Consider the following 21,657-nt stretch of genomic DNA (forward strand, 5'->3'; position numbering starts at 1 on the left):
GCGGCCGGCGTGGCGGCATCGAAGGGGGGCTCATCGATCGCTTTCCACGCGCAGCGACGCCGTCACGCTGACCTCCAGGAAGGGGACGAGCGTTCTGCCGGGATTGGGGAAAAGTCCCCAGACCGTGATCGTGCCGGTTTCGGGGTCGATGGCGGCGCTCTCGGCCAGCGGGCGACCGACGTGGGGATAGTCCCGGCCGGACGGGAGCGTGAGGGTGAGTTCGATGCGCTCGAAAAGCTCCGTCGGGGTGCCCACCTCGGCCATGGCCAGCGCCTGGCTGCGCTCGGCGTAGGACACCTCGTAGGCGACGCGAACGGGGTCCAGCGTCACGATCTCGGCCAGGGCGGTCCCGGCCTTGGCCTCCACGAATGCGCCTTCCGTGACGAGGGGGAGCGAGATGGTGCCGCTGATCGGCGCGTGGACTCTCGCCCGCCGCAGCGCGAGGTTCGCCGCGTCCAGCTCGGCCAAGCGTCTGTCGCGCTCCGCCACGGCAGCGTCGCGCGCGACCTCGGCCCGCAGCGCCGCGACACGCGAACCTGTGGCGCGCGCAAGAAGCTCCGCCTGGCGCCGGGCATCGTCGTCGGCGAGCCGCAGCGCCGCCTCCGCTTCGGCGAGCGCGGCCCGGGCGGCGCGCACCGCGATCTCGAAGTCGCGCGGATCGATGAGGGCGAGGAGGTCGCCCGCGGTGACGTGCTCACCCCCCGAGAACCGAAGCTCCTGGACGACGCCCTTCACGTGATTGGCGACGATGACGGTTCGCGATGGCTCGACGCGCCCCCGGAAACGCAGCGTCGATTCGGCAAACGTGACCGTCGGCATGACGAGGAGCGCAAGCGCGATCGGCAGGGTCTCCAGAAACTTCATTGCGGATCCTCCGGATCGGACTCGTGGACGGCGGTCGGTCGGCCGATCGCTCCTGCCGGGGCGTTCGCACGGTCCGTTGCGCCCTGAGGGCTGGCGGGTGGCGTCGACGATCCGGGACGGGGTGTGTCGATCATTGCTGCAGGCGTTGGCTCCGGCGCCGCCTGCGAACGCGGCGCTTGCGAGCGGACAATCAGCACCGTCGAAGGTGGGCGGAGCGCCGAGGTCGGCACTCAGGCGGACGACGCCTGGCCGCGCGGCGCGACATCGAAGGCTGCGTGCCGGAAGCGGATGAGCCACCGTGTGCGCGCCGGCCGTTGCGCGCCGACGATCTGCCGACGAAGGCGGAGGGCCGAGCACGCCTCCCGCCGGCCCGGGTCGTCGAACGTGGGCCGGCGATCGCTCATTCCCGTTTCTCGAACTTCGGGCGGCGCCACTCTGCGATCCCCCGCCCTCCCCCGCTGCTCAGTCCGGGAGGGGGATGTGTTCGTTGCGGTCGCCAGCGGGGAGGTCGAAGCGCCCCGTGCCCCAGGCCTGCGTGCGCCACTCGGCCTTCGCCGCCTCGATGCGCTCCTTCGAGGACGCGACGAAGTTCCACCAGATGTATCGCGGCCCTTCGAGCGTCGCGCCACCGAGGAGCATCAGCCGCGCGCCCTGCTCGCCGGCCGCGACCGTAATCCGGTCGCCGGGGCGGAACACCATCATCCGCCCCGCCTCGAAGACCTCGCCGGCGACCGAGATCGAGCCGTCGACGATGTAGATGCCGCGGTCCTCGTGATCGTCCGGCATCGGCAACCGGCGGCGGGGTTCGAGCGCCACGTCGGCGTAGAACGTGTCGGAGTACATTGTCGCCGGGGCGGACGCGCCGTAGGCGGTGCCGAGGATCAGCCGGACCGAGACCCCGTCGTCCTGGATCACGGGAAGCGTCTCCCTGCCGTGATGCGCGAACGAGGGCGCGATGTCCTCCTGCGCCTCGGGCAGCGCCAGCCAGGTCTGGATGCCGAACAGGCCGTTGGGACCGCGCCTCGCCGCTTCGGGGGTCCGCTCCGAGTGGGTGACGCCCCGTCCCGCGACCATCCAGTTCAACGCGCCGGGGCTGATGATCTGGTCGGCGCCCGTCGAGTCGCGATGGTGGAAGTCGCCGCGAAACAGGTACGTGACGGTACCGAGCCCGATATGCGGGTGCGGCCGCACGTCGACGCCCTGCCCGGTCAGGAGCTCCGCGGGACCCGCCTGGTCGAAGAAGATGAACGGGCCGACCATCTGGCGCTTGGGCGCCGGCAGGGCGCGCCGAACCTCGAAGCCGCCGAGGTCCCGGGATCGCGGCACGATGAGGGTCTCGATCGCATCGACGCCCACCTCGTCGGGGCAGCCGGGTTCGAGTGCGGGGTTCCAGCTCATGCGCGTCGCCTCCTCGGGGTGGTCGAGGGCCCTACCTCGCGACCGGCCGCGGCTTGCACTAGCCCTGCTGCGCGATCAGCAGTGTCGCGCGAAGTGGAACGGCGCGGTCGGGATGCGCCGCGGCAAGTGCAAAGCGCTCGCGCGCGAAGCACGCGAGCGCCGCCTCGATCCGGCCCCACCGATGGCCGACAATGGCTGACCGCCGAGCCGGTAATGCCGAGCGTGCGCGGGTGGCGGAACCGGCAACCTCGTGGTCGACAGGCGTTGAATGCCGGCGACGGTGTTCCGCGCTGCGCGACACAGCGTGCCGGGATCCGGGGCTACCGGGCCGCGCCGAAATCGGCATGTTGCGGCAGCAGGCGCCCGCTTCGGGGCCGGTCCGGCGCCCGTTGCCGATCCCACCGGCGGAAATCCACCGATCCGCCATCGCAGGTCCCGCCGTCCGAGGTGTGATGGAAATCTCGGCCTATCTCGTCTTCGTCGCCGTCGCCGCGCTCCAGGTCGCGACGCCCGGTCCGTCCACCCTGTTCGTCGTGCGCAACGCCACGGCCTATGGGCGGCGTCGCGCACTCGTGGCGCTGAGCGGCGATCTCGTCGCGATCGCGCTGCTCGCCACGCTGTCCGCCACAGGACTGGGGGCTCTGATCGTCGCCTGGCCGACGACCTTTCTCGTGCTCCGCCTCGCCGGCGCCGCCTACATCCTCTGGCTCGGCTGGGACCAGCTACGCCCGGCGGCACCGCAGGAGCGGACGCGGGGCGGCGCGGACGGCGGGCGGAACACGTCGCTCTGGCTCCACTCCTTCGGCGTCGGGATCAGCAACCCGAAGGCGGTCCTGTTCTTCGCGGCGCTGTTCCCGCAGTTCATCCCGGGGGGAAGCGGACCGTCCGTCCTCGCCCTGCTGGTGCTGACGTTCGTGGCGGTGAAGCTTCTGGTGCTCGGCGGCTACGCCCTTGGTGCCCGGAGCGTCGGCCGCCTCCTCGGCAGGCCGGGGAATGCGCGGCGCGGGCGGATCCTGACCGGGCTTCTCTTCATGGCGTTCGGAGCCCTGATGATCTGGGCTGCCGTTGCCGACTACGCTCGGCCTGCCGCCGGCGCGACCGCGGCCGGATGAGCGCCCGCGTCGCCGAATGGCGCAAGTCCGCCGGGAGGCGTCGGCCAGCACCGTCACCGACCCTCGGCGCGGTCGAGCGTGCTACAGGAGTTGGCGAGAATTTGCCGGCGCGTGCGCCCGAGGAGCTCGGTCGGCCACTGCGTCGACGATCATCCGGACGAGGGTCCGGGCAATCCAGAACAGCAAGGGATGTAATCATGGCGGCTGCGAGCCTCGGCCAGACGATCGGACCGGCGGTGGTCCTGATGGGGGCGGCTGTCGTCGCCGTTCCGCTTTTCCGGCGGCTCGGCCTCGGCTCGGTCCTCGGCTACTTCACCGCCGGGCTCTTGGTCGGCCCGTCGGTCCTCGGGCTGATCACCGATGCGGGGTCCATTCTCCACTTCTCCGAACTCGGCGTGGTCATGTTCCTGTTCGTGATCGGGCTGGAACTGCGGCCGAACAAGCTGTGGGCGATGAAGGGTGAGATCTTCGGCCTCGGTCTCGTTCAGGTCGCGGCGGCGATGGCCGCGCTCTCGGTGACGGGGGCGCTCGCGTTCGGTCTCGCCGCGCCGGTCGCCTTCGTGGCGGGGGCGGGTTTCGTGCTGTCCTCGACCGCCGTCATCATGTCGGTGCTGCAGGATCGGGGCGAGATCGCGACGAGCGAGGGCCGGAAGTCCGTGGCGATCCTCCTGTTCGAGGATCTGATGATCGTGCCGCTGCTCGGCGTCGTCGCCTTCCTGTCGCCGTTGGCGCACGGCGGATCGGGATGGGCCGATCTCGCGGTGGCGGTCGCGGCGCTTCTGGCGCTCATCGCCGTTGCGCGGTTCGCGCTCAACCCGTTCTTCGCGCTCCTGGCGCGGGCGCGGACCCGCGAGGTGCTGACGGCCGGTGCGCTCATGGTCGTGCTCGGCGCGGCGCTCCTTATGGACGCCGCGGGCCTGTCGATGGCGATGGGGGCGTTCATCGCGGGCGTGATGCTGTCCGGCTCGAGCTATCGGCACCAGATCGAGAGCGACATCGAACCGTTCCGCGGGCTCCTGATGGGATTGTTCTTCCTGGCCGTGGGCATGTCGCTCGACCTGTCGGTCGTCGCGGCGGAATGGGGGCTCGTCCTCACCCTCCTGTTGGCCTTCACGGTGGTGAAGGGGGTGGCGGTGTTCGCGGTGGCGCGCCTGTTCGGCAGCGAGTCCCGCGCGGCGCTGCACCGGACGTCGATGTTCCTGCAGGGCGGCGAGTTCGCCTTCGTGCTCTACGCCGCAGCCGCCTCGGGCGGGGTGATCGACGCGCGGGACAACGCGGTCTTCTCCACCATCGTGATCCTGTCGATGGCGCTGACGCCTCTCATCATGATCGCCGCCGACCGGTTCGTTCGGACCGATGCGTCGATGGACGGCGTCGACGCGGTCCGCGACCTGAAGGGGCGGATCCTGCTCATCGGGTTCGGACGGTTCGGGCAGATCGCCTCGCAGGCGCTCCTGTCCCGCGGGATTTCGCTGTCGGTCATCGACAATGACCCCGACCGCATCCGCGACGCCGCCCGGTACGGCTTCAAGGTCTACTTCGGCGACGGCGCGCGGCTGGACGTCCTTCGCCACGCCGGCGCGGCGGAGGCCGAAGCGATCCTGATCGCGATCGACGCTCCGGCCCAGGCGACGCAGATCGTGGCGCTCGCGCAGCACGAGTTCCCGCAGGCCAGGCTCCTTGTCCGCAGCTACGACCGTCACCATGCCGTGGATCTTCTCCGCGCCGGTGTCGACTTTCAGGTTCGCGAGACGGTCGAGTCCGCCTACCTGATGGGCGCGCAGGGCCTGCGCGCGCTCGGCTTTGCCGAGGCCGAAATCGCGGAGGCAGTCGAGGACATCCGCCAGCGCGATGCCGCCCGCCTGTCCGAGCAGATGCAGGGCGACGCGATGTCGGGCAGCGAGAGGCTCCACACCCGTCCGGTCCCGGAGCCGCTCACCGGCGTACCGCGGTAGGCGAGCGTATGGTGTCGCGTCCTGCCGCGCGCCTCGGGTCGGGCATGACGCGAGCGGCGCTCAGCGTGCGAGGCCCCAGATCTCCGGCTTCTGCTCGAACGAGGCGATGAGCAACTCGGTGAGCACCCGCACTTTGCGCGTGGGATGCTGGCCCGGCGGGCGGACGACGTAGACGCCGCCCGCCGGGACCGGATGGCGTGTCATGATCGGGATGAGAGCGCCGGCGGCAACGTACTCGTGCGTGATGCAGTCGGGGAGCCATGCGATGCCGAGACCGGCCAGGGCGGCGGACGCGAGCGCGGTCGCGCTGTCGGCCTTGAACCGTCCCTGCGGCTGGACGGTCACGACCCGGTCGCCGTCCATGAAGCGCCAGCTCTCGGTCCCCTGCATCAGCGCCTGGTGGTCGGCGATCTCGTCCGGTGTTTCGGGCGAGCCGTTCGCGGCGATGTAGTCCGGGCTCGCCAGAAGCGATCCATAGATCGGGCCGACCCTGCGCGCGACCAGGTTCGAGCTTTCGAGGTAGGCGCTGCGGATGGCGCAGTCGAACCCCTCTGCGACGAGATCGACGAAACGGTCGCTGTAGGAGGTCTGGATATGAAGCTGCGGGTGCTGGCGCGCCATGTCGGCCAGCACCGGGGCAAAGTGGGTCGGCCCCAACGTGGCTGGCATCGCCACCCGCAGGCGCCCGCGCAGGTCGCCGTCCGGACGCATCGTCTCCCTCGCCGTGTCGATCTCGGCTTGCACCCTTGCCGCATGGTCCCGGAACGTCGTTCCGGCCTCCGTCAGCGCCGCCCCGCGGGTGGTGCGGGCGAGAAGCTGGACGCCGAGTTCCGCTTCGAGCCGGAACAGCCGCCGGCTGACGATCGACTTCGCGACCCCGAGGCGGCGCGCCGCGGCCGAGACGCCTCCCGCATCCGCGACGGCGACGAAGGTCTCGAGATCCTCGATGTCCACCCGCGTTCCTCCTTTCGCGACACAGCTGCCGCGGTTGCGGCACTATCGCACCTCAAGGCGGAACGGCAAACAGGGCGCAGACGCCGCGGGGGCATGTCCATCAGCGCCCGGAGGCCAACGGCGAAGACGACAACAAAGGTGCCAGATGACGTTTCGCAACGGACTCGATTCACTTCTCCGCCCGCAGGATTCGGTGCTGGTCCTGATCGACCACCAGCCCGCACAGCTTGCGAACCTGAACAGCCACGACCCGCACATGGTGGTGAACAATGCAACGGGACTCGCCAAGGCGGCGAAGATCTTCGGCGTCCCGACGATCCTGACGAGCGTGATCGCCGACCGGGGCGGCCTGATCTTCCCGCAGATCACCAGCGTGTTTCCCGGGCAGGAAGTGATCGACCGCACGACCGTCAACACGTGGGAAGACCCGAATGTGGTCGACGCGGTCAGGGCGACGGGCCGCAAGCAGCTGATCATCGCGGGCCTCTGGACCGAGGTCTGCGTGGCGATGCCGGTGATCCAGGCGGCGGGCGAAGGCTGGGACGTGACCGCGGTGACGGACGCATCGGGCGGCATGTCCGTGGAGTCCCACGAGGTTGCCATCCAGCGGATGATCCGGGCCGGCGCCAACATGATGACCTGGTTCGCGGTGTTGGCCGAATGGCAGCGCGACTGGGCCCGGACCGAGCACGTGGCGGAGCTGTCGGAGCTCTTCATGGAGCACGCCGCCGGCAGCGGCATCGCGTTCTTCTGGGAGCAGCAGCTCCTCAACACGCCGGTCCCCCGCACCGCGGCGTAACGCGCACGCTGGCGGACGGACGTCCGCCACGGGCGCTCGGCCCGGCGGAAGCGACGGAAGGCCGCTTCCGCCGGATCCGCCGACGGTACGCCAGCAGCGGCCATGGCCCGATCCTCGAGCGGGCCCCCATCGCACGGATGATGGGCCCCCTCGACTGGTTCGGTCATCAATCGGCTTCGCGAATTGGTGAGATCGTGACCGACACCAAAGGCGATCGTGCCTGAAACGGTCGGCGCCTACGAAATGCGCGGTGTTCCAGTGGGCGTCGTCGGGCCCCGGCAGGTTCGGGTCCGCGTTCAGGCTACCGCATCGATCCGCGAGATCCGACGTGGAGACTGCGTCGACCAGGTGCCGTTACTCGCCAACATCGGTCACGAGGTTTCTGGCGTCGTGGTGGAGAAGGGGGCGGATGTGAGCGAGTTCGACGCCGGCCACGAGATCTAGACACGCCCACAGTCTTCGACGGCACCGGCGCATTTGCGCAGCAGCATGTTGCCAATCTCGACATGGTCGCCCGCAAGCCGCGCAACATCCACCTGGGCGGCGCAAGCCAGACGCAGGTCGGGAGGGACGGTCCGGGGAGCCCTGGTGACCCGCGCCCGGTTCTCCGTTCACGAGACCATCCTGACCCACGGCGGCGCGGGCCCCGGTTCCGAGGTTTCGCTAGCGGACGCCCCGAGGGCGCCGCTGGCGGTCACTCCGAGTGCTTCGGGTGCATGGCGGCCGGGAGCAGCCGCAGCAGCGACATCTGGCGGCACATGACGGTGCGGCCCTCCACGGGTTCGGCGTAGAGATCCGCCAGCGCCGCCTTGCCGAGGCTGTGCGGTCCGACGATGCGGTAGGACGACGGGTTGAAGCTCCCGAACCAGACCTGCGTGAACAGCTTCGGATTGAGGAGCAGCTTGCGCATCGGCAGCAGGCACCCGATCTCGCGCGCCAGCGCATCGAGGTACAGGACCTGCGAGGGATGCGATTCCGTGTGCCGGGGGCTCAACGCGGTCCAGTACTCCTCCCATGCGCGCTCCTCCGCGATGATCTCACCGAGATTTTCGGGCGGACGCAGCTTGCCGCTGAGCACCCGCGCGAAGTAGCGGGCCTGCATTTCGGCGCAGATCGGGATGCCGCCGGAGAAGGGGCGCACGAAACCGATGAAGGCGACCTTCCCGTCATGATCGGGATGCAGGAAGTGCCGGTAGAGATTGCGGATGTTGCCGTCCGCGACGCTCAGGTCGCCCACCGTGAAATCGCGCGCGTAGCCGGTGCAGAGCACGACGGCGTCGTACTCTGCCGAGGTGCCGTCCTGGAAATGGACGGTCGTGCCTTCGGCGCGCGCGAGGCCGGCGTCGTTCACCACCACCTTGCCGCTGACGATGCTCGGGATGAAGCTGACGTTCTTGCAGAAGATGCGGCGTTTGCTCCAGCTTCCCTCCGGGTGGGACTTCCTGTTCCAGTCGGAGATCAGGGCCCAGTTCGCGGCGTTCTCCTCGGTGCCGAGGTCCATCTTGTAGGGCACCATCGGCTCGCCGAGCAGGTTGACCGGGCCGAGGGGGCGCGCCGGCGTCAGCCGCTCGCGCAGCCGCTGCAGGTCCCCGCCGAGGGACGAGACCAGTCCCAGGATCACCGACACGCCGCCGAACACGGCCTTGGCCAGCCGGCTTCGGCCCCAGAAGGTCTGGTAGGGCACGGGCCGGTCGGTGGCGCGATCGTACATCTCGTGGTGGTGCGCGCGCACCGTTTCGCTGTCCGTGCTCCTGTGGTCGTCGATGATGCGGGGCAGCAGGAAGCTGTAGGAGCGGATGGCGAGCGTCGTCGCCGAGGCGACGTCGCCGATCTCCCGCACGATGTCGGCGCCGGACTCGGCCAGACCGACGATGAGAACGCGCTTGCCGCGGAACCGCTCCGCGTTGCGGTATTCCGCGGAATGCACGACCTCGCCGCTGAATCCCGCCAGTTCCCGAAGCTCGCGGTGCGGTGTCTTGAACGGGCCGGAGCAGAGCGCGACGGCGTCGAAGCCCTCGCTGGATTCGACCCCCTTGCGTCGTGAGGTGACGAGGTAGCCCTGCGCGGTCGTCTTGACGTCGGTCACCTCCGAATCGAACCGGATCGAGCCGAGCAGCCCGAACCTGTCGGCATACTCGGCGAGGTACTCGAAGTACTGCTGACGGGTGTAGAATTTCCGGCCGCCCGGAAACGGGTAGTCCGAATAGGCCATGAGCCTCATGGAGATGGTCAGCATGAGGTTGTCGAAGGCCTTGGTCTTCGTGCCGTCATCGCCGTCACGCAGCCAGATGCCGCCGACGTCGGAGTTCTTGTCGTGGCAGACGACCTCATGTCCCTCGTCGAGCAGCTGCTTGATCGTCGTCAGGCCTGAGGGACCCGCGCCCACAACGCAAACCTTCATATACCAACGCTCCTGATCGGGTTCTGGGCGGGGTGTTTGCGTTATCAGTGTGCTTCGGTCAAGTCATAGTGTCGCAATCGGACCACCAGAATACCATATATCCTGACCATCTCTCGAGATATACTTTTAAATCATAATAAAGTTATAGTACTGGCTTCCGACTGAGACGCACCTAAGCTCCATTTTACAACCCGGAACACGGTGGCTGATCGGCGCATCCGAGCGCGCTCGGATGCGGCGGCAGGACGAGCCACGCGGCGAGGACGGCGCCCTGCTGCACGAAAAAGGCGGCGCTGGACGCCCCGAGAGGAGCGACGCACGCCGGACGCACGGCCGGTGCCGAGAGCGGCAACCGCGTCATGCGTCGCGTTTCCAACCTCGAGTTGGTCTAAGTCGGCCCCCTCACTGCCGGCCCTGGATCGATTCCAAATATGTAGACTATTATAGACAGGTTTTCCCGGTTGTGCCATTGCAACCGCGCAGTGGCAGCGCACGGTCCGTCAACGTCCGGCCGGAGCCGTCGCCGGTCAGCAGGATGCCAGGAGATTGGGCTCGGAAATGACGACCAGATCCGCGCCTGCCTGCGGCACCGCCGAACGTGCCATCATCGGGACAATCGCGCCCTGCTACCTGTGCGGGATCCGGCCCGGGACCGGCGGCGAGCGCAGGAAGGCAGGCCCGACGCATGGAACGCGCGGCCCCGCGCGCGGAGGTTGTTTCCATGTCGCGCGGCGGACGTCACCGCTTCAGCTGCCGCCAGCACTCGGTCGAAACACGGCCCCACCTCAAGGCAACCCGCCCGCTCGGCGCTCTCTCCACGTACCTCCGGGCGGCATCCCGGACGATGCGGCGACGCGCGCGTCCGGCCGGATCATCCGGCGCCGCGAACGAAACCATCAACCGCCGCGAACCGGCGAACCTCGCCGCCGCCGGCGGCCAGGAGACCGCGTGACACCGACATGACGATGACACCGACCCGCCCCCGGACCAGCGACGACGTCGTCGACGCCGTCAGGGATGTCCTCGCGAACCGTCTTGCGTGCCGCCACATGGCCCGCTTCGGTCCGGACGCCTCGCTCGGCACCGACCTTGCGCTCGATTCGCTCATGACGATGAATCTCCTCCTCCATCTCGAGAAGGACCACGGCCTCGTGGCGCCCGAGAAGGCGATCACCACCCGCGCGGCCGAGACCGTGGGCGAATTCGCGGCGCTGTTCCTCGAGGAGGACGAGGACGAGAAAGCGGCACCCGTCACCATCTCGGCCCTGAGCGCGCCGCACGAGGCGGACCGGCGCGAGGGCGTCCACGGCGAGGACTACTACAAGGTCAAGGTCCACTGCTTCATCAGCTGCATCGCCGATGCGGTGATGCGCGCCCCCGGGCTCGACGAGCGGCCGCTTTTCTTCGGCGTGTGGGATGCGCCGTTCGTCACCGGCGACGGATCGGTGATCCGCTATCACGAGCCGGGAATGGAGCAGGACTTCTTCCGCGAATGGGCCGAGCGGCTCTACGGGCTGAGGATCGTGTCCTGGTACGATGCGCACCGCTCCATCGACGACAATCTCGCCACGATGCGTGATCTCATCGCCCGCCGCACCGAAGCGGAGGACGTGATGGTCATGCTCGACATGGTCCGCCTTCCCGAACGCGAAAACCTCCTCAACAAGGACCCGTTTCCGCACTTCGTCCTGCTGGAGCGCACCGACGATCCCGAGACCCTCCTGATGCGGGACGTGGACTACCGCTGGGAGGGGCCGATGGCGCGCGAACGGGTCGAGGATGCGATCCGCCAGCCGTCGGTGGAGGGCGGATACATCGTCGACCGGTCCGCGACGCGGGCGCCCTCGCCGGACGACATCGCGGCCTACTTCGAGGCGAGCTTCCACCCTCGTTCCAACCCGCTGTTCGACGCGCTGAGGACCGTTGTTGCCGCCCACGTGAGGCCGGGCGGCGACCTTGCAGCGCTGGAGGACGCGGTCGCCGACTTCCCGCTGCTCCTGGTGCGCAAGTACGCCTACGAGCACGGCTTCGCCTTCTTCTGGCGGGCGCTGCAGCGCGACACGGCGAGCTTCATGGCCTGGTGCGACGAGATCGAGGCGCTGGTCAGGGGCGCGCGGTCGCTCAACTTCGAGCTCCTGAAGCTGTCGCGGTCCGCCGATCCGGCCAGCGTCGGCGCCGTCAACGATGCGATCGAGAGGCTCGACCGGCAGGAGCGCGCGATCAAGGACGGCCTCGCGGAGGCGTTCGCGGCCTGGCAGCGCAGCGTCGGCCCGCTCGGCGACGGGATCCGTTGACGGCCCCCCTCGCCCGGTCGGCGCCGGCACCGAACGAGGGGCGACGCGCCATGCCGATCGCCCCACCCGCTCACCACCATCCCCAAGCGAGTTCGATGCTCCGACGCTTTTTCGCCTACTACGCACCCTGGCGCGGTCTCTTCGCCCTCGACTTCGGCTCCGCCGTTCTCGCCGGACTGCTCGAACTCACCTTTCCGGTCGCGATCAAGCTCTTCGTCGATCGGCTGATGCCCTCCGGCGACTGGTCGCTGATCCTACTGGCGACGGCGGCGCTGATGGCCGTCTACGTCCTCAACACCGTCCTGATGGCCGTGGTCACCTACTGGGGCCACATGCTGGGCATCAACATCGAGACCGAGATGCGCCGCCGGGCCTTCGAGCATCTGCAGCGGCTCTCGTTCGCCTACTTCGACCGCGTCAAGACAGGCCACCTCGTCGCGCGCCTCACCAAGGACCTCGAGGAGATCGGCGAGATCGCCCATCACGGTCCGGAGGACATCTTCATCGCCGTGATGACGTTCGTCGGTGCGTTCGTCCTCATGCTGTTCGTGCATGTGGAACTGGCGCTGATTTCGGGTGTCGTCGTGCCGCTGGGGGCCTGGGTGACCACGCGCTACGGCGCGAAGATGACCGACATGTGGCGGCAGATCTTCTCCTCGGTCGGTGATTTCAACGCGCGGATCGAGGAGAATGTCGGCGGCATCCGTGTCGTGCAGGCCTTCACCAACGAGGAGCACGAACGCACCCTGTTCGCCGCGAACAACGCCGAGTACCGGCGGCGCAAGCTCAGCGCCTACTGGATCACCGCCGCCTCGCAGGCGCTCAACTACATGACGATGCGCGCCACGCAGGTCATCGTGATGGTCGCCGGCACGTACTACGTCGTGGAGGGCGACCTCACGATCGGCGGCTTTGTCGGCTTCCTGCTTCTCGTCGGCGTCTTCTTCCGGCCGATCGAGAAGATGGCGGCCGTGCTGGAGACCTATCCCAAGGGGATCGCGGGCTTCCGCCGCTATTGTGAGTTTCTCGACACCGAGCCGGACGTGACCGACCGGCCCCGCGCCCGTCAGGTCATGCTCGCCGGCGCGATCCGTTTCGACGATGTGCGCTTCGGGTACGCCGGCGGCCCGCCGGTCCTGCGCGGTCTGAACCTCGAGGTTTCGGCGGGCGAGACGGTCGCCTTCGTCGGCCCGTCGGGTGCCGGCAAGACGACCCTTTGCTCTTTGGTGCCGCGGTTCTACGACGTCGCCGCCGGCGCCGTCACGATCGACGGGATCGACGTGCGGGACATGACGCTCGCCTCGCTGCGGAGCCAGGTCGGTGTCGTGCAGCAGGACGTGTTCCTGTTCGGCGGAACGGTGCGTGAAAACATCGCCTACGGCCGACTCGGCGCGACGGAGGCGGAGATCGTCGCGGCGATGGAGAAGGCGAGCCTCGCCGAAACGGTGGCCGCGTTGCCGGACGGCCTCGACACGGTGATCGGCGAACGCGGCGTCAAGCTGTCGGGTGGGCAAAAGCAACGCCTTTCCATCGCGCGCATGTTCCTGAAGGACCCCGCCATCCTGATCCTCGACGAGGCGACGTCGGCGCTCGACACCCGCACTGAGGCGCAGGTTCAAAGCGCCCTGTTCGAACTCGCGATGGGCCGCACGACACTCATCATTGCGCACCGGCTGACGACGGTGAGGCGCGCCAACCGGATCCTCGTCGTGCATCACGGCCGCATCGTGGAACAGGGAAGCCACGACGCGCTTCTCGCGCAGGGCGGAGAGTACCGGGCGCTGCTGAACCTCGGCGAGCTCGCCTCCGAGCCGGCCGCCGTCCCGACCCCCTAGCGCGCCGCGAAGCGATGGCGGCCGGGCCGCGGTGGCGCTGGCACCTCGACGAAGTCGTCGTGACGGTCAGTGGCGAAGCGCCCCCGTCGCTGGCGTGCCGTGGCCAGCGGCGGCGCGGCTCAACCGCAGCCGGCACCCCGCGCGCCAAGTCCTCCCTTGCCGCGCACTGCAACCGGCTTCAGCCCTGGTGCGCGGCGGGGCGCCAGTCCGGCGGGCCGAGCGCCATCAGCGTATTGCCGATGGGCAGCATATTGGCGATGGTGTAGCCGGTGAAGGTCTCGAGGGCGGAACGGAGCGGCGCCCTCGCCGCGACCGGCAACGAGGCCACGCCACGCGCAAGGGCTTCGTCGACCAGCGGCTCCGCCATCCTTCGCGCCTCCTCCACAAGCTCTTCCCGCGCCCTCTTCAGCAGGCCGGACGAATCCAGCGGAACAAGGACGGCGAGCACCAAACCGAGGTAGGGCGGCCAGTGCGCGAGGTGCCGGTAGAGCGAGGGCACGATTCCGCTGTCCGCCGGCCCGACGTCGCCCATTCGGGTCAGCGCGAGGACCATGTGCCGGGTTGGCTCGTCCATCGCGTCCATCGCCACGATCGGCGGTATCGGGTCCGAGGCGCCCGGCCGCGTCGCCGCAGGGCCACGCTCAGCCGCCGCCTCCCCCGCCGCCACGTCGATCAGCCGCAGGAGCGCCGTCAGCGTCACGAGATTCAGCGCGTTGGCGGTATTGTAGCTGCCGACCACCGCGAGCGCCGAGCGCACGGCCTCTTCCCGGAGACCGACCGAGACGTAGGCCTCCGCCGGCAGCGGCGCCCCGAATGCCGGCACGGACAGCCCGGCACGCGCGCCCTCGATCCGTGGGTAGCGGATGGAGTCGCGGATCGTCGCCCAGCCCCATTCGAGCGCACCCGGTATCGTCGCCATGTGGCGGTAGATCAGGTTGACCATCGCCAGTCCGGAGGTCGCCTTGATGTCCGCGTAGGTCGCCGCGACCGCGCCACTGGCCGCCGCTTCCGCTATCTCTGGGAATTCCGGCACGTCTCTCTCCCACGGTGTTCCGGACCCCAGTATGGACCGTTCCGGCATCCGTGTGGCCCCGCGCCTCGTCAGAGCGCATCAATCGCCGGGCGGGCGCCGCGCGGGCGCAGACGGGGGCTCAGGCGCGGGCCATCAGCCCGGCGTCGGGGAAGCCGTAGAGCGCATGCCGTCCCCTCTCGACCATGTTGACCGACATGAGGATCCGGTTCAGGCAGACCTCCGACAGGCGCTCGTACGCGGCCTCCGCATCGCTCCTTGCCGTGGCTCCCCATTTGACGACGAGCAGCGCGCGATCGGCCCGACCGGCGACGACGAGAGCGTCCACGGCCTCGAGCACCGGAGGGCAGTCGAAGATCACGAGGCGATCTTCCGCAGCCGCCTGACGCAGGATCCAGTCGATGGCGTCGCGGTCCTTCAGGAGCGAGGTCATCCGCTCCCCCCACTTCAGCACGGCGATGCCCTCGCCGGCGCTTTCGCAGATGACATGGCCCACGGACACCGGTCGTTCGGCGACCTTGACGAAGCCGAACCATCCCGGAGTACCCCTGTCTCGATGCGACCGCCAGCCGATCTGGGCGAGGAGCACGGCCTGTCCGTTGCGGGCATACTCCTGCGCCAGAGCCGTCGCGATGAACGACGCCCCGACGCCCGTCCTGGTCGACGTGACGACGACGCTCTGCAGTTCCGGCGCCGAGTGCTCGAGGCGCAGCATGATCATCCGCATCGCCTCGGACAGGGCGGGATCGGTCCGCCGCTCCCGGCCGGACATCAAGCGCTCCGCGTCGCGGCGGCGGATGCCGGGGACAAGGACCGCCGCTGCGCGCCTGGCGGCTCCGGAAAGCTGACGGGTGCTGCGCACCGAGCGGTCGGCGACCTCGATCGCCAGAGCCACCGTAAAGGCGATCGCCGCGGCGACGAGCGACCATGCGACCGCGTAGGTCGCCCGGCCGTACCCCTGCGGATCGAGCGGTATCGTTGCCGGCGAGAGGACCTCGAGTTCCACGGTCGGCACGTCGATCCGTGACTGGAGCGTGCGGCGGCTGGCCTCGAGCGACGTCAGCGTCTCGATCTCTCGCTCGACGCCCTGCTTGAGCTCGAGATGCTCGGCCTCCCTGCGGCGAACGTCCACGAGTGCGACCCGCGCCGTCCCGAGCGCGCGCGACAGCGCCTCGTCGGCGTCGGCGATGGCCGTCAGCCGGCTCCGCAGCACGCCGATCTGGCGCTGCAGCTCCGCCTCGATCGCCACCTCGGTCTCCCGCATGGCGGTCTCCGCCTCGATCGTCGACTTGTGGGCGGCGCCGTACTTGGCGCTGAATTCCGCGTACTGAAAGCGTTTGGCGTCCAGCTCGCGCTGGAGGGCGAAGAGGTTCGGGTCGTCTATGCCGCCGTCGTCGAGGCCCCCGCCCTTTGCGCCCAGCTCGGCAGCCTGCAACCGTGACTGGACCTCCGCCTTTTCGCGCAGCAGCGCGCCGCGCTCCGCCGAGAGGCTGGCGACGGTCTGCTCCGCATCCGTCGCCTGTCTCAGGTCGGCTGCGTTGGTGGTCTCGAACGCCCGAACGGAGGCGCGCGCCGCCTCGATCCGCTGCTTTTGCTCGTCCATCCGCCCGGCCAGGACGGTTTCTCCCGCCGCCACCCGCTCAAGCCGGCGCTCGCGGGCATCGTCACGATAGGCATCGATGAGCGCGTTGGGGGCCATCGCCGCGAGCGCGGGATCGGTCGATCCAAAGCCGATCTCGACGACCTCGGACGTGTCCGCCCTGCGGATGTCGAGGTGCGCGTAGTACGCCTGCATGATGCGCTCGGACGGATCGACCTCGGCGACCTCACCCCCGTCCCCGTGGCTGCTCGCAAAGGCGGACGCGATGAACTGGCGGAGGGCGTCGATGGTCGAGGGCCCGCGCAGCGCCGGGTTGAACTCGGGGACATCGGCCAGTTTCAGCTCGTCGATCACCCGGCGCGCGACGGGCCGTGACCAGAGCCGCTCGACCTCCGTCCCGATGTCGATTCCATCCGGCTTGTCGGGGTCGATATCCCGAAGGGGGGTCTGCAGCAGGACCCGCGCCCGGGCGTGGTACTCGGTCTTGATCGCGAGGATTGCCGGCACGGCGGCCACTGTGAGCAGACCGGCGATCACGACGATCAGACCGATGCGCCGCCGCACGAGCCGCAGGATGGCGAAGACATCGACCACATCGTCGGGAACTTCCGGCGCGAACGCGGCCTCGAGCCTGAGGCTCGGGCTGCCGATCTTCTGATGGCTGTTCATACCAAAGAAGCGCTCCGATTGTGGGCCGGACGGACGGATGCCCCGCGAACGTCGGCGGTGCCAACGTCACGGTCGTTCGCGGATCGCGAGCGGACGGGTTGCGCGGGCCATGGCCTCACCATCGAAGCCTCCTTCCGCGCCGACCGCGAGCGCTGCGTTCGACGGACGGTGCGGGCACACTTGCGCCTTTCGGGCGCCAGCAGACGAGCAATCAGGCACCCCGATCCCCCAATAGGTGTAGGGGGTTGCCGCTCGGCCGGCTTGCCTCGCCGGCCACGCCCGGCGACGGTCCGGTTGCTCCCGCTTGTCTGCGCCGTTGCCAAGCCGCGTGCAGGAGCGAGCTCCGGAGGGTGCGGGACTTGAGCATTGTGCTCCGTAACAGCGCGGTCGGGCTAGGCGTCGAATGGCGGGCGCTGGAGTTCGCCGGCTGTGCCGTCGCGCTGTTCCTCTACTCCGGCGCGCTCTTCCCCCTGCTCCTCGCGTCCCCGGACGGCAGCGTCGACTCGGTCCGTTCGGTCTTGCGGGCGCTTCAGGTCCCCGCCTATGCGATCACCCTGGCTCTCATGGCGCCGCATCTCGACGCGGTTCTCAAGGTCTTGCGGCGGAACCTCGTTCTCTCGGCCCTCCTGCTGATGCCGCTCGTCTCGTCCGTCTGGTCGGTGAGCGGATCGGTGACGCTTCGGCGGGCGGTCGGACTTCTGATGTCGGTGCTGCTGGCCTACCTTCTCGCGGCGCGCTTCACCCCACGCCTGCTCCTGCTCCTGCTCGTCAGCGTCCTCGGGTTCTGTATGGTCGGGAGTCTGGCGATGCTGGTTCTGTCGCCCCGCCTCGCGCTGATGCCGGACGTGCCCGAGCTTCGCGGGATCTTCACGCACAAGAACGTCCTCGGGTGGTACGCCGCCGCGGCCACCATCATGAACGTCGCGTTGCTGGCCGACCGGAGCCTGGGGCGCAGGAGGCTTGGCCTCGCCCTCCTCGTGGCCAGCCTCGCCTGCCTGCTCATGTCGCAGTCCGGGACGTCCCTGTTCATCCTGCTCATGGCCGGTCCCGCCTGCGCCGCCTTTCTGGCGTTCGCGCAGGTCGCCGGCCTGAAGCGCCTGCTGTTGGTGGTCGCGGTCGCCGAACTCTTCGCGATCTTCCTGGTGTTCGCGGTCCCGGCGTCGGTGTTCGTGCTGGAATCGGTGGGGAAGGACGCCACCCTGACCGGCCGTATCCCGCTCTGGGAAGAGGTCGACGCCATGATCGCCCAGCGGCCCGTGCTCGGCTGGGGCTACGAGGCCTTCTGGTCCGAGGCCAACCCGGCCGCCTGGTCGATCTGGGCCAGCGTCGGCTGGAATGCCCCGCACGCGCACAACGGATTTCGCGACACCCTCCTCGGCCTCGGGCTGGTGGGGTTCGTGCTCCTCGTGTGCGTGATCCTGCGTGGCCTGCGCCACGGGACGGCGCTCCTGTCCCGTCCGGGCGGATCGGACTGGCTCTGGGCCAACGTCTTCGTCTCCACCTTCGTCCTGCTGAACCTGACGGAGAGTACGTTTCTGTCCTCGAACGACTTCTTCTTCGTCGTCTACACCACCTGTCTCCTGATGTTTTCGACGCACGCGGCGGCACTTCGGCGGGCGTGATACCGGTCGACGCCCTTCAGGAAGGACCGGGATGTCGAGGAGAGCCCCACCGCGACGAGCGCGGTGGGGCGATTTTGGACCGGGCACACCGGCCCGGCCGCGTCCTCGACCGGACCGGACAGGGCCGGCGTGCCGCAGCCGGCACGCTCACGCGTGCGCGCCGACCGATGGCCTGCTCATGCCGAGGCGGATGGGGGGAAGCGGTCGTCCTGGAGCCGCCGTGGATCGGTCAGAAGAGGAACCCGGTGGTTTCCGTCACGGCGGAGGTGCCGTCACGTGTCTCGTCGAAGACGACGTCGACGAAGTAGTTGCTTGCGCCGTAGGTCGAGCTCGGGAACGCCCCCTCGTCACCGTAGGTGTACACACCGGCGTCCGGCGCCAGCGAGATGGGGCCGGCCTCCAGCTCGGTCGTGAAGTAGTCCTGGCTCACCGCGTAGCCCCCTTCGGGAGCATGGTAGGACACGACATAGCTCTCGCCGGCCGTGACCTCGATGGGGGTCTCGAGCAGCGCCGTATGCCAGCCTTGATCGGTGTCCTCGAACGTGACGGAGGCGAGCTCCTGGCCGGACGCAGTCCACAGACGCCCGGTGTAGTTCGGGCCGCCGTCCGCTCCGTCGTAGACGCGCAGCGCATCGATCTCGCCGTCCTCGTTGACCTGGAACTTCAGGCCGAGCTCGACGCCATCCGTGTCCGGGTCGGACGCGATGTCGGGCCTTGCCCCGTCGCTCCAGATCGTCGTCGATCCGGATGCCTCGGGCACCGCAGTCGACCCGGCGGAGCTGAACACGACGTCGGCGAAGTAGTTGCTGGACTGGTACGTCCCGTTCGGGAACGTGGCGCCGTCGCCGTAGGCGAAGACACCGGCATTCGACGAATGGCTGATCGGCCCGGCGTCGGCGGATCCGGTGAGCGCGTTCTGGGACACCGCGTAGCCGCCGTCGTCCACATGGTAGGACACGACGTACCTCTCGCCCGCCCTCACCGTGATCGGCTGGTCGAGCGCGGCCGTCTTCCAGCCGGTGCCGCTCGCTTCAAACTCGACCGAGGCGATTTCCTGACCGCTGGAGGACCAGAGCCGGCCGGTCTGCACGCCGTCGCTCCCGTCGCCGTCGAAGAAGCGCAGCGCGTCGATGGTCCCGGCCTCGTCGACGGAGAAGCGCAGACCGAGCTCGACGCTGGCGGTGTCGCTGGCCGACTGAACGTCGGGCATGGCGTCGCCCCAGAAGCTCACCTGCTCGCCGCCGGGAAGGTCGGTCGCGGGCTGGACGGAGATCGACGCGGTCGCCGTGTCGACGGTGCCATTCGCGTCGGTCACCTCGTAGTCGAAGCCGGCCGTTGCCGCGTCCGCGGCGGCTGTGAAGACGACGTCGCCCGAAGCGTTCAGCCTGACCGAGCCGCCGACGGCGTTCATGACGTCGGTGACGTCGAGCGTGCCGCTGCCCACGTCGTTCGCCAGGAGCGCGCTCGAATCGATCGTCGTCGCTTCTCCCGCGGTCACGACGAACCCGGAATCGTCGTTGGCCGCGACCGGCGTCGGAGCTTCGCCGCCATCGGAGCCGCCGGTGGAACCGTCGGTCGAGCCGTCCGTGGAGCCGTCGGTCGAACCGCCAGTGGAACCGCCCGTCGAACCGCCGGTCGAGCCGCCGGTGGAACCGCCTGTCGACGTGCTCCCATACTCGTAGGCGCCCATGTCGACCTCTCCGACGGTGCGGTCATTGCCCGCAAGGTCGTCGCTGGCCACGCCGTAGTCCTGGCTGCCCGCGTCGATCGCGGGCGAGTCGGCGCTCAGCCTGAAGTCACCGTTCGCGGGATCGACGAGCTGCGGATCGACGCCGAGGAGGTTGCCGTCCGCCGCCGACAGGGCGGGGTTGCCACCATCGAGCCGCATCGACCCATCGCCATCGCGGCCGTTGTAGGTGATGTTGTTCGCCCACTCGACGTTGCTGTTGTTTCCGTAGAACCCGATCGCCGTGTTGTTCTGGTTGTTGAACTCGGGATCCGCGATCGCGATGTTGTTGACCCAGACGTTGTTATTCGCGTCCTGGTTGCTGAGCTCGCCTTGCCAGGTCCCGTCCAGATACGGACTGTGGTTGTTATGGTAGGCGGTGTTGTTGCTGATGGTGACGTTGTCACTCCAGTGGATCGCGATCCCCTTGCCGCCGTTCTCGTAGAGCAGGTTGTTCTCGACCAGGCTCTCGTACTGGTACGTCCCCCAGGTGCTGCCGTTCTGGTTATTCTGGAAGTCGTCGAGGATGATTCCGTTACCGTCCGTGTGCGGGGCAACCTCGGTTACGTTGTCGTAGGCGACGTTGTCCCGGATGATGATTCGGGGGCCTTCGGTCTCGGTATCGCCGGTAATGTTCCGGGCCTGGTAGATCGAGATACCCGAATACCAGCCGCTCGCGGCATTGCCGTAGATCTCGTTACCCTCGACAATGAAGAACTCGCCGTAGTTGAGCTGAACGCCCGACTCGCCGTTGTCGTGGATGATGTTGTTGCTGACGGTGATGTGGTGCACATCGGCCGAGCCTATCCCGGAGCCGTTGGCACCGGCGATGTCGAAGCCGTCGATGGTCACGTAGTCGTCGTTGACGTTGATCGCGGTCCAGCCACTGGACGGCGGCCGGATCAGCGCCTCGCCCGGGACTTCTGATCGCAGGGTGACATCGCCGCTTGCCGAGCCGCCACGGTTGATATCGACCTGCTCATTGTACGTCCCCGGCCGGACGACGACTTCGTCGCCGGGCTGAAGCTCGGTGGACATCGCATGAGAGATCGTACGCCACGGGGAGTCGGCGCTGCCGTTCCCCGCATCGTTGCCAGTCGTTGCGACGTAATAGGTGGCCATAAGGATGATGCCTCTAGACTGATTGGCGGACTTGACGGGCCGGCCCCATTGCAGGGCGGCGGCGTGCCTAGGGGGCCACTGAGGCGGGGTTGCGTCCTGACCGGGGTGAAAATTCGAATTGTCTGGCACCGGTATCGACACGATTGTCGAAAGCTGAACAACAAATGCGAAGGACAGCGCAACCAATAATCCGAGCGCATAGCGCATGCGACGACTTCCCTATCGGACAAAATCTGTTACGGACATCGCGATTTTGAATTTGAGCGTTACCCCGGG

At 68.6% G+C, this 21,657-nt stretch carries 14 protein-coding genes; 7 read left to right on the forward strand and 7 right to left on the reverse strand.

All coding sequences use genetic code 11. The features are described from left to right. Positions 1–30 precede the first annotated feature (30 nt). Entirely contained in the window at positions 31–864 is an 834-nt protein-coding gene (locus DLJ53_RS09200) for an efflux RND transporter periplasmic adaptor subunit (RefSeq protein WP_111344537.1), read from the reverse strand. A gap of 462 nt (positions 865–1,326) precedes the next feature. Further along, a complete protein-coding gene (locus DLJ53_RS09205; RefSeq protein ID WP_111344539.1) occupies positions 1,327–2,262 on the reverse strand; it encodes a pirin family protein in 936 nt (311 codons plus the stop codon). Positions 2,263–2,714: 452 nt separating this feature from the next. On the opposite strand from DLJ53_RS09205, the gene DLJ53_RS09210 reads away from it, so the two are divergent. Beyond that, a complete protein-coding gene (locus DLJ53_RS09210) occupies positions 2,715–3,374 on the forward strand; it encodes a LysE family translocator (RefSeq protein ID WP_111344541.1) in 660 nt (219 codons plus the stop codon). 197 nt (positions 3,375–3,571) lie between these two features. Next, positions 3,572–5,329, forward strand: coding sequence for a monovalent cation:proton antiporter-2 (CPA2) family protein (locus tag DLJ53_RS09215; protein WP_111344542.1), 1,758 nt, complete (start codon positions 3,572–3,574; stop codon positions 5,327–5,329). Positions 5,330–5,389: 60 nt separating this feature from the next. Here DLJ53_RS09215 and DLJ53_RS09220 read toward each other — a convergent pair whose 3' ends face one another. After that, complete coding sequence (locus DLJ53_RS09220) at positions 5,390–6,283, reverse strand: LysR family transcriptional regulator (protein WP_111344544.1); 894 nt, start codon at positions 6,281–6,283, stop codon at positions 5,390–5,392. Between the two features lie 145 nt (positions 6,284–6,428). On the opposite strand from DLJ53_RS09220, the gene DLJ53_RS09225 reads away from it, so the two are divergent. Together DLJ53_RS09225 and DLJ53_RS09230 are read left to right on the forward strand one after the other, a co-directional pair. Continuing rightward, complete coding sequence (locus DLJ53_RS09225; RefSeq protein ID WP_111344546.1) at positions 6,429–7,082, forward strand: hydrolase; 654 nt, start codon at positions 6,429–6,431, stop codon at positions 7,080–7,082. Between the two features lie 216 nt (positions 7,083–7,298). Next, entirely contained in the window at positions 7,299–7,526 is a 228-nt protein-coding gene (locus tag DLJ53_RS09230; protein ID WP_146619919.1) for an alcohol dehydrogenase catalytic domain-containing protein, read from the forward strand. A gap of 250 nt (positions 7,527–7,776) precedes the next feature. Here the strand turns inward: DLJ53_RS09230 and DLJ53_RS09235 are convergent, their stop codons facing one another. Next, a complete protein-coding gene (locus DLJ53_RS09235; RefSeq protein WP_111344549.1) occupies positions 7,777–9,483 on the reverse strand; it encodes a flavin-containing monooxygenase in 1,707 nt (568 codons plus the stop codon). Between the two features lie 959 nt (positions 9,484–10,442). Here DLJ53_RS09235 and DLJ53_RS09250 point away from each other — a divergent pair. Together DLJ53_RS09250 and DLJ53_RS09255 are read left to right on the forward strand one after the other, a co-directional pair. Then, a complete protein-coding gene (locus DLJ53_RS09250) occupies positions 10,443–11,777 on the forward strand; it encodes a DUF6005 family protein (RefSeq protein ID WP_111344555.1) in 1,335 nt (444 codons plus the stop codon). 95 nt (positions 11,778–11,872) lie between these two features. After that, entirely contained in the window at positions 11,873–13,612 is a 1,740-nt protein-coding gene (locus DLJ53_RS09255; protein ID WP_111344557.1) for an ABC transporter ATP-binding protein, read from the forward strand. A gap of 178 nt (positions 13,613–13,790) precedes the next feature. Here the strand turns inward: DLJ53_RS09255 and DLJ53_RS09260 are convergent, their stop codons facing one another. Both DLJ53_RS09260 and DLJ53_RS09265 read right to left on the reverse strand, forming a co-directional pair. Further along, the gene (locus tag DLJ53_RS09260) at positions 13,791–14,645 is read right to left on the reverse strand and encodes a hypothetical protein (protein ID WP_111344558.1); all 855 of its coding nucleotides are present in this window, start codon (positions 14,643–14,645) and stop codon (positions 13,791–13,793) included. A gap of 118 nt (positions 14,646–14,763) precedes the next feature. Next, positions 14,764–16,911: a GumC family protein gene (locus tag DLJ53_RS09265; RefSeq protein WP_111344560.1), complete on the reverse strand. Its 2,148-nt coding sequence runs from the start codon at positions 16,909–16,911 to the stop codon at positions 14,764–14,766. A gap of 368 nt (positions 16,912–17,279) precedes the next feature. On the opposite strand from DLJ53_RS09265, the gene DLJ53_RS09270 reads away from it, so the two are divergent. Further along, positions 17,280–18,533, forward strand: a complete 1,254-nt coding sequence (locus DLJ53_RS09270) for an O-antigen ligase family protein (RefSeq protein WP_244935071.1) — start codon at positions 17,280–17,282, stop codon at positions 18,531–18,533. A 229-nt stretch (positions 18,534–18,762) separates the two neighbouring features. Here the strand turns inward: DLJ53_RS09270 and DLJ53_RS09275 are convergent, their stop codons facing one another. After that, positions 18,763–21,588: a DUF4082 domain-containing protein gene (locus tag DLJ53_RS09275; RefSeq protein WP_146619920.1), complete on the reverse strand. Its 2,826-nt coding sequence runs from the start codon at positions 21,586–21,588 to the stop codon at positions 18,763–18,765. Between the last annotated feature and the right edge of the window lie 69 nt (positions 21,589–21,657).

This window comes from Acuticoccus sediminis (genome assembly GCF_003258595.1).
Lineage (GTDB): Bacteria > Pseudomonadota > Alphaproteobacteria > Rhizobiales > Amorphaceae > Acuticoccus > Acuticoccus sediminis.

What these genes read in the sequence shown, in the direction of transcription:
- DLJ53_RS09200 (WP_111344537.1), bottom strand. Translation starts at nt 864, where the DNA reads ATGAAGTTTCTGGAGACCCTGCCGATCGCGCTTGCGCTCCTCGTCATG.
- DLJ53_RS09205 (WP_111344539.1), bottom strand. Translation starts at nt 2,262, where the DNA reads ATGAGCTGGAACCCCGCACTCGAACCCGGCTGCCCCGACGAGGTGGGC.
- DLJ53_RS09210 (WP_111344541.1), top strand. Translation starts at nt 2,715, where the DNA reads ATGGAAATCTCGGCCTATCTCGTCTTCGTCGCCGTCGCCGCGCTCCAG.
- DLJ53_RS09215 (WP_111344542.1), top strand. Translation starts at nt 3,572, where the DNA reads ATGGCGGCTGCGAGCCTCGGCCAGACGATCGGACCGGCGGTGGTCCTG.
- DLJ53_RS09225 (WP_111344546.1), top strand. Translation starts at nt 6,429, where the DNA reads ATGACGTTTCGCAACGGACTCGATTCACTTCTCCGCCCGCAGGATTCG.
- DLJ53_RS09235 (WP_111344549.1), bottom strand. Translation starts at nt 9,483, where the DNA reads ATGAAGGTTTGCGTTGTGGGCGCGGGTCCCTCAGGCCTGACGACGATC.
- DLJ53_RS09250 (WP_111344555.1), top strand. Translation starts at nt 10,443, where the DNA reads ATGACGATGACACCGACCCGCCCCCGGACCAGCGACGACGTCGTCGAC.
- DLJ53_RS09255 (WP_111344557.1), top strand. Translation starts at nt 11,873, where the DNA reads ATGCTCCGACGCTTTTTCGCCTACTACGCACCCTGGCGCGGTCTCTTC.
- DLJ53_RS09265 (WP_111344560.1), bottom strand. Translation starts at nt 16,911, where the DNA reads ATGAACAGCCATCAGAAGATCGGCAGCCCGAGCCTCAGGCTCGAGGCC.
- DLJ53_RS09275 (WP_146619920.1), bottom strand. Translation starts at nt 21,588, where the DNA reads ATGCGCTATGCGCTCGGATTATTGGTTGCGCTGTCCTTCGCATTTGTT.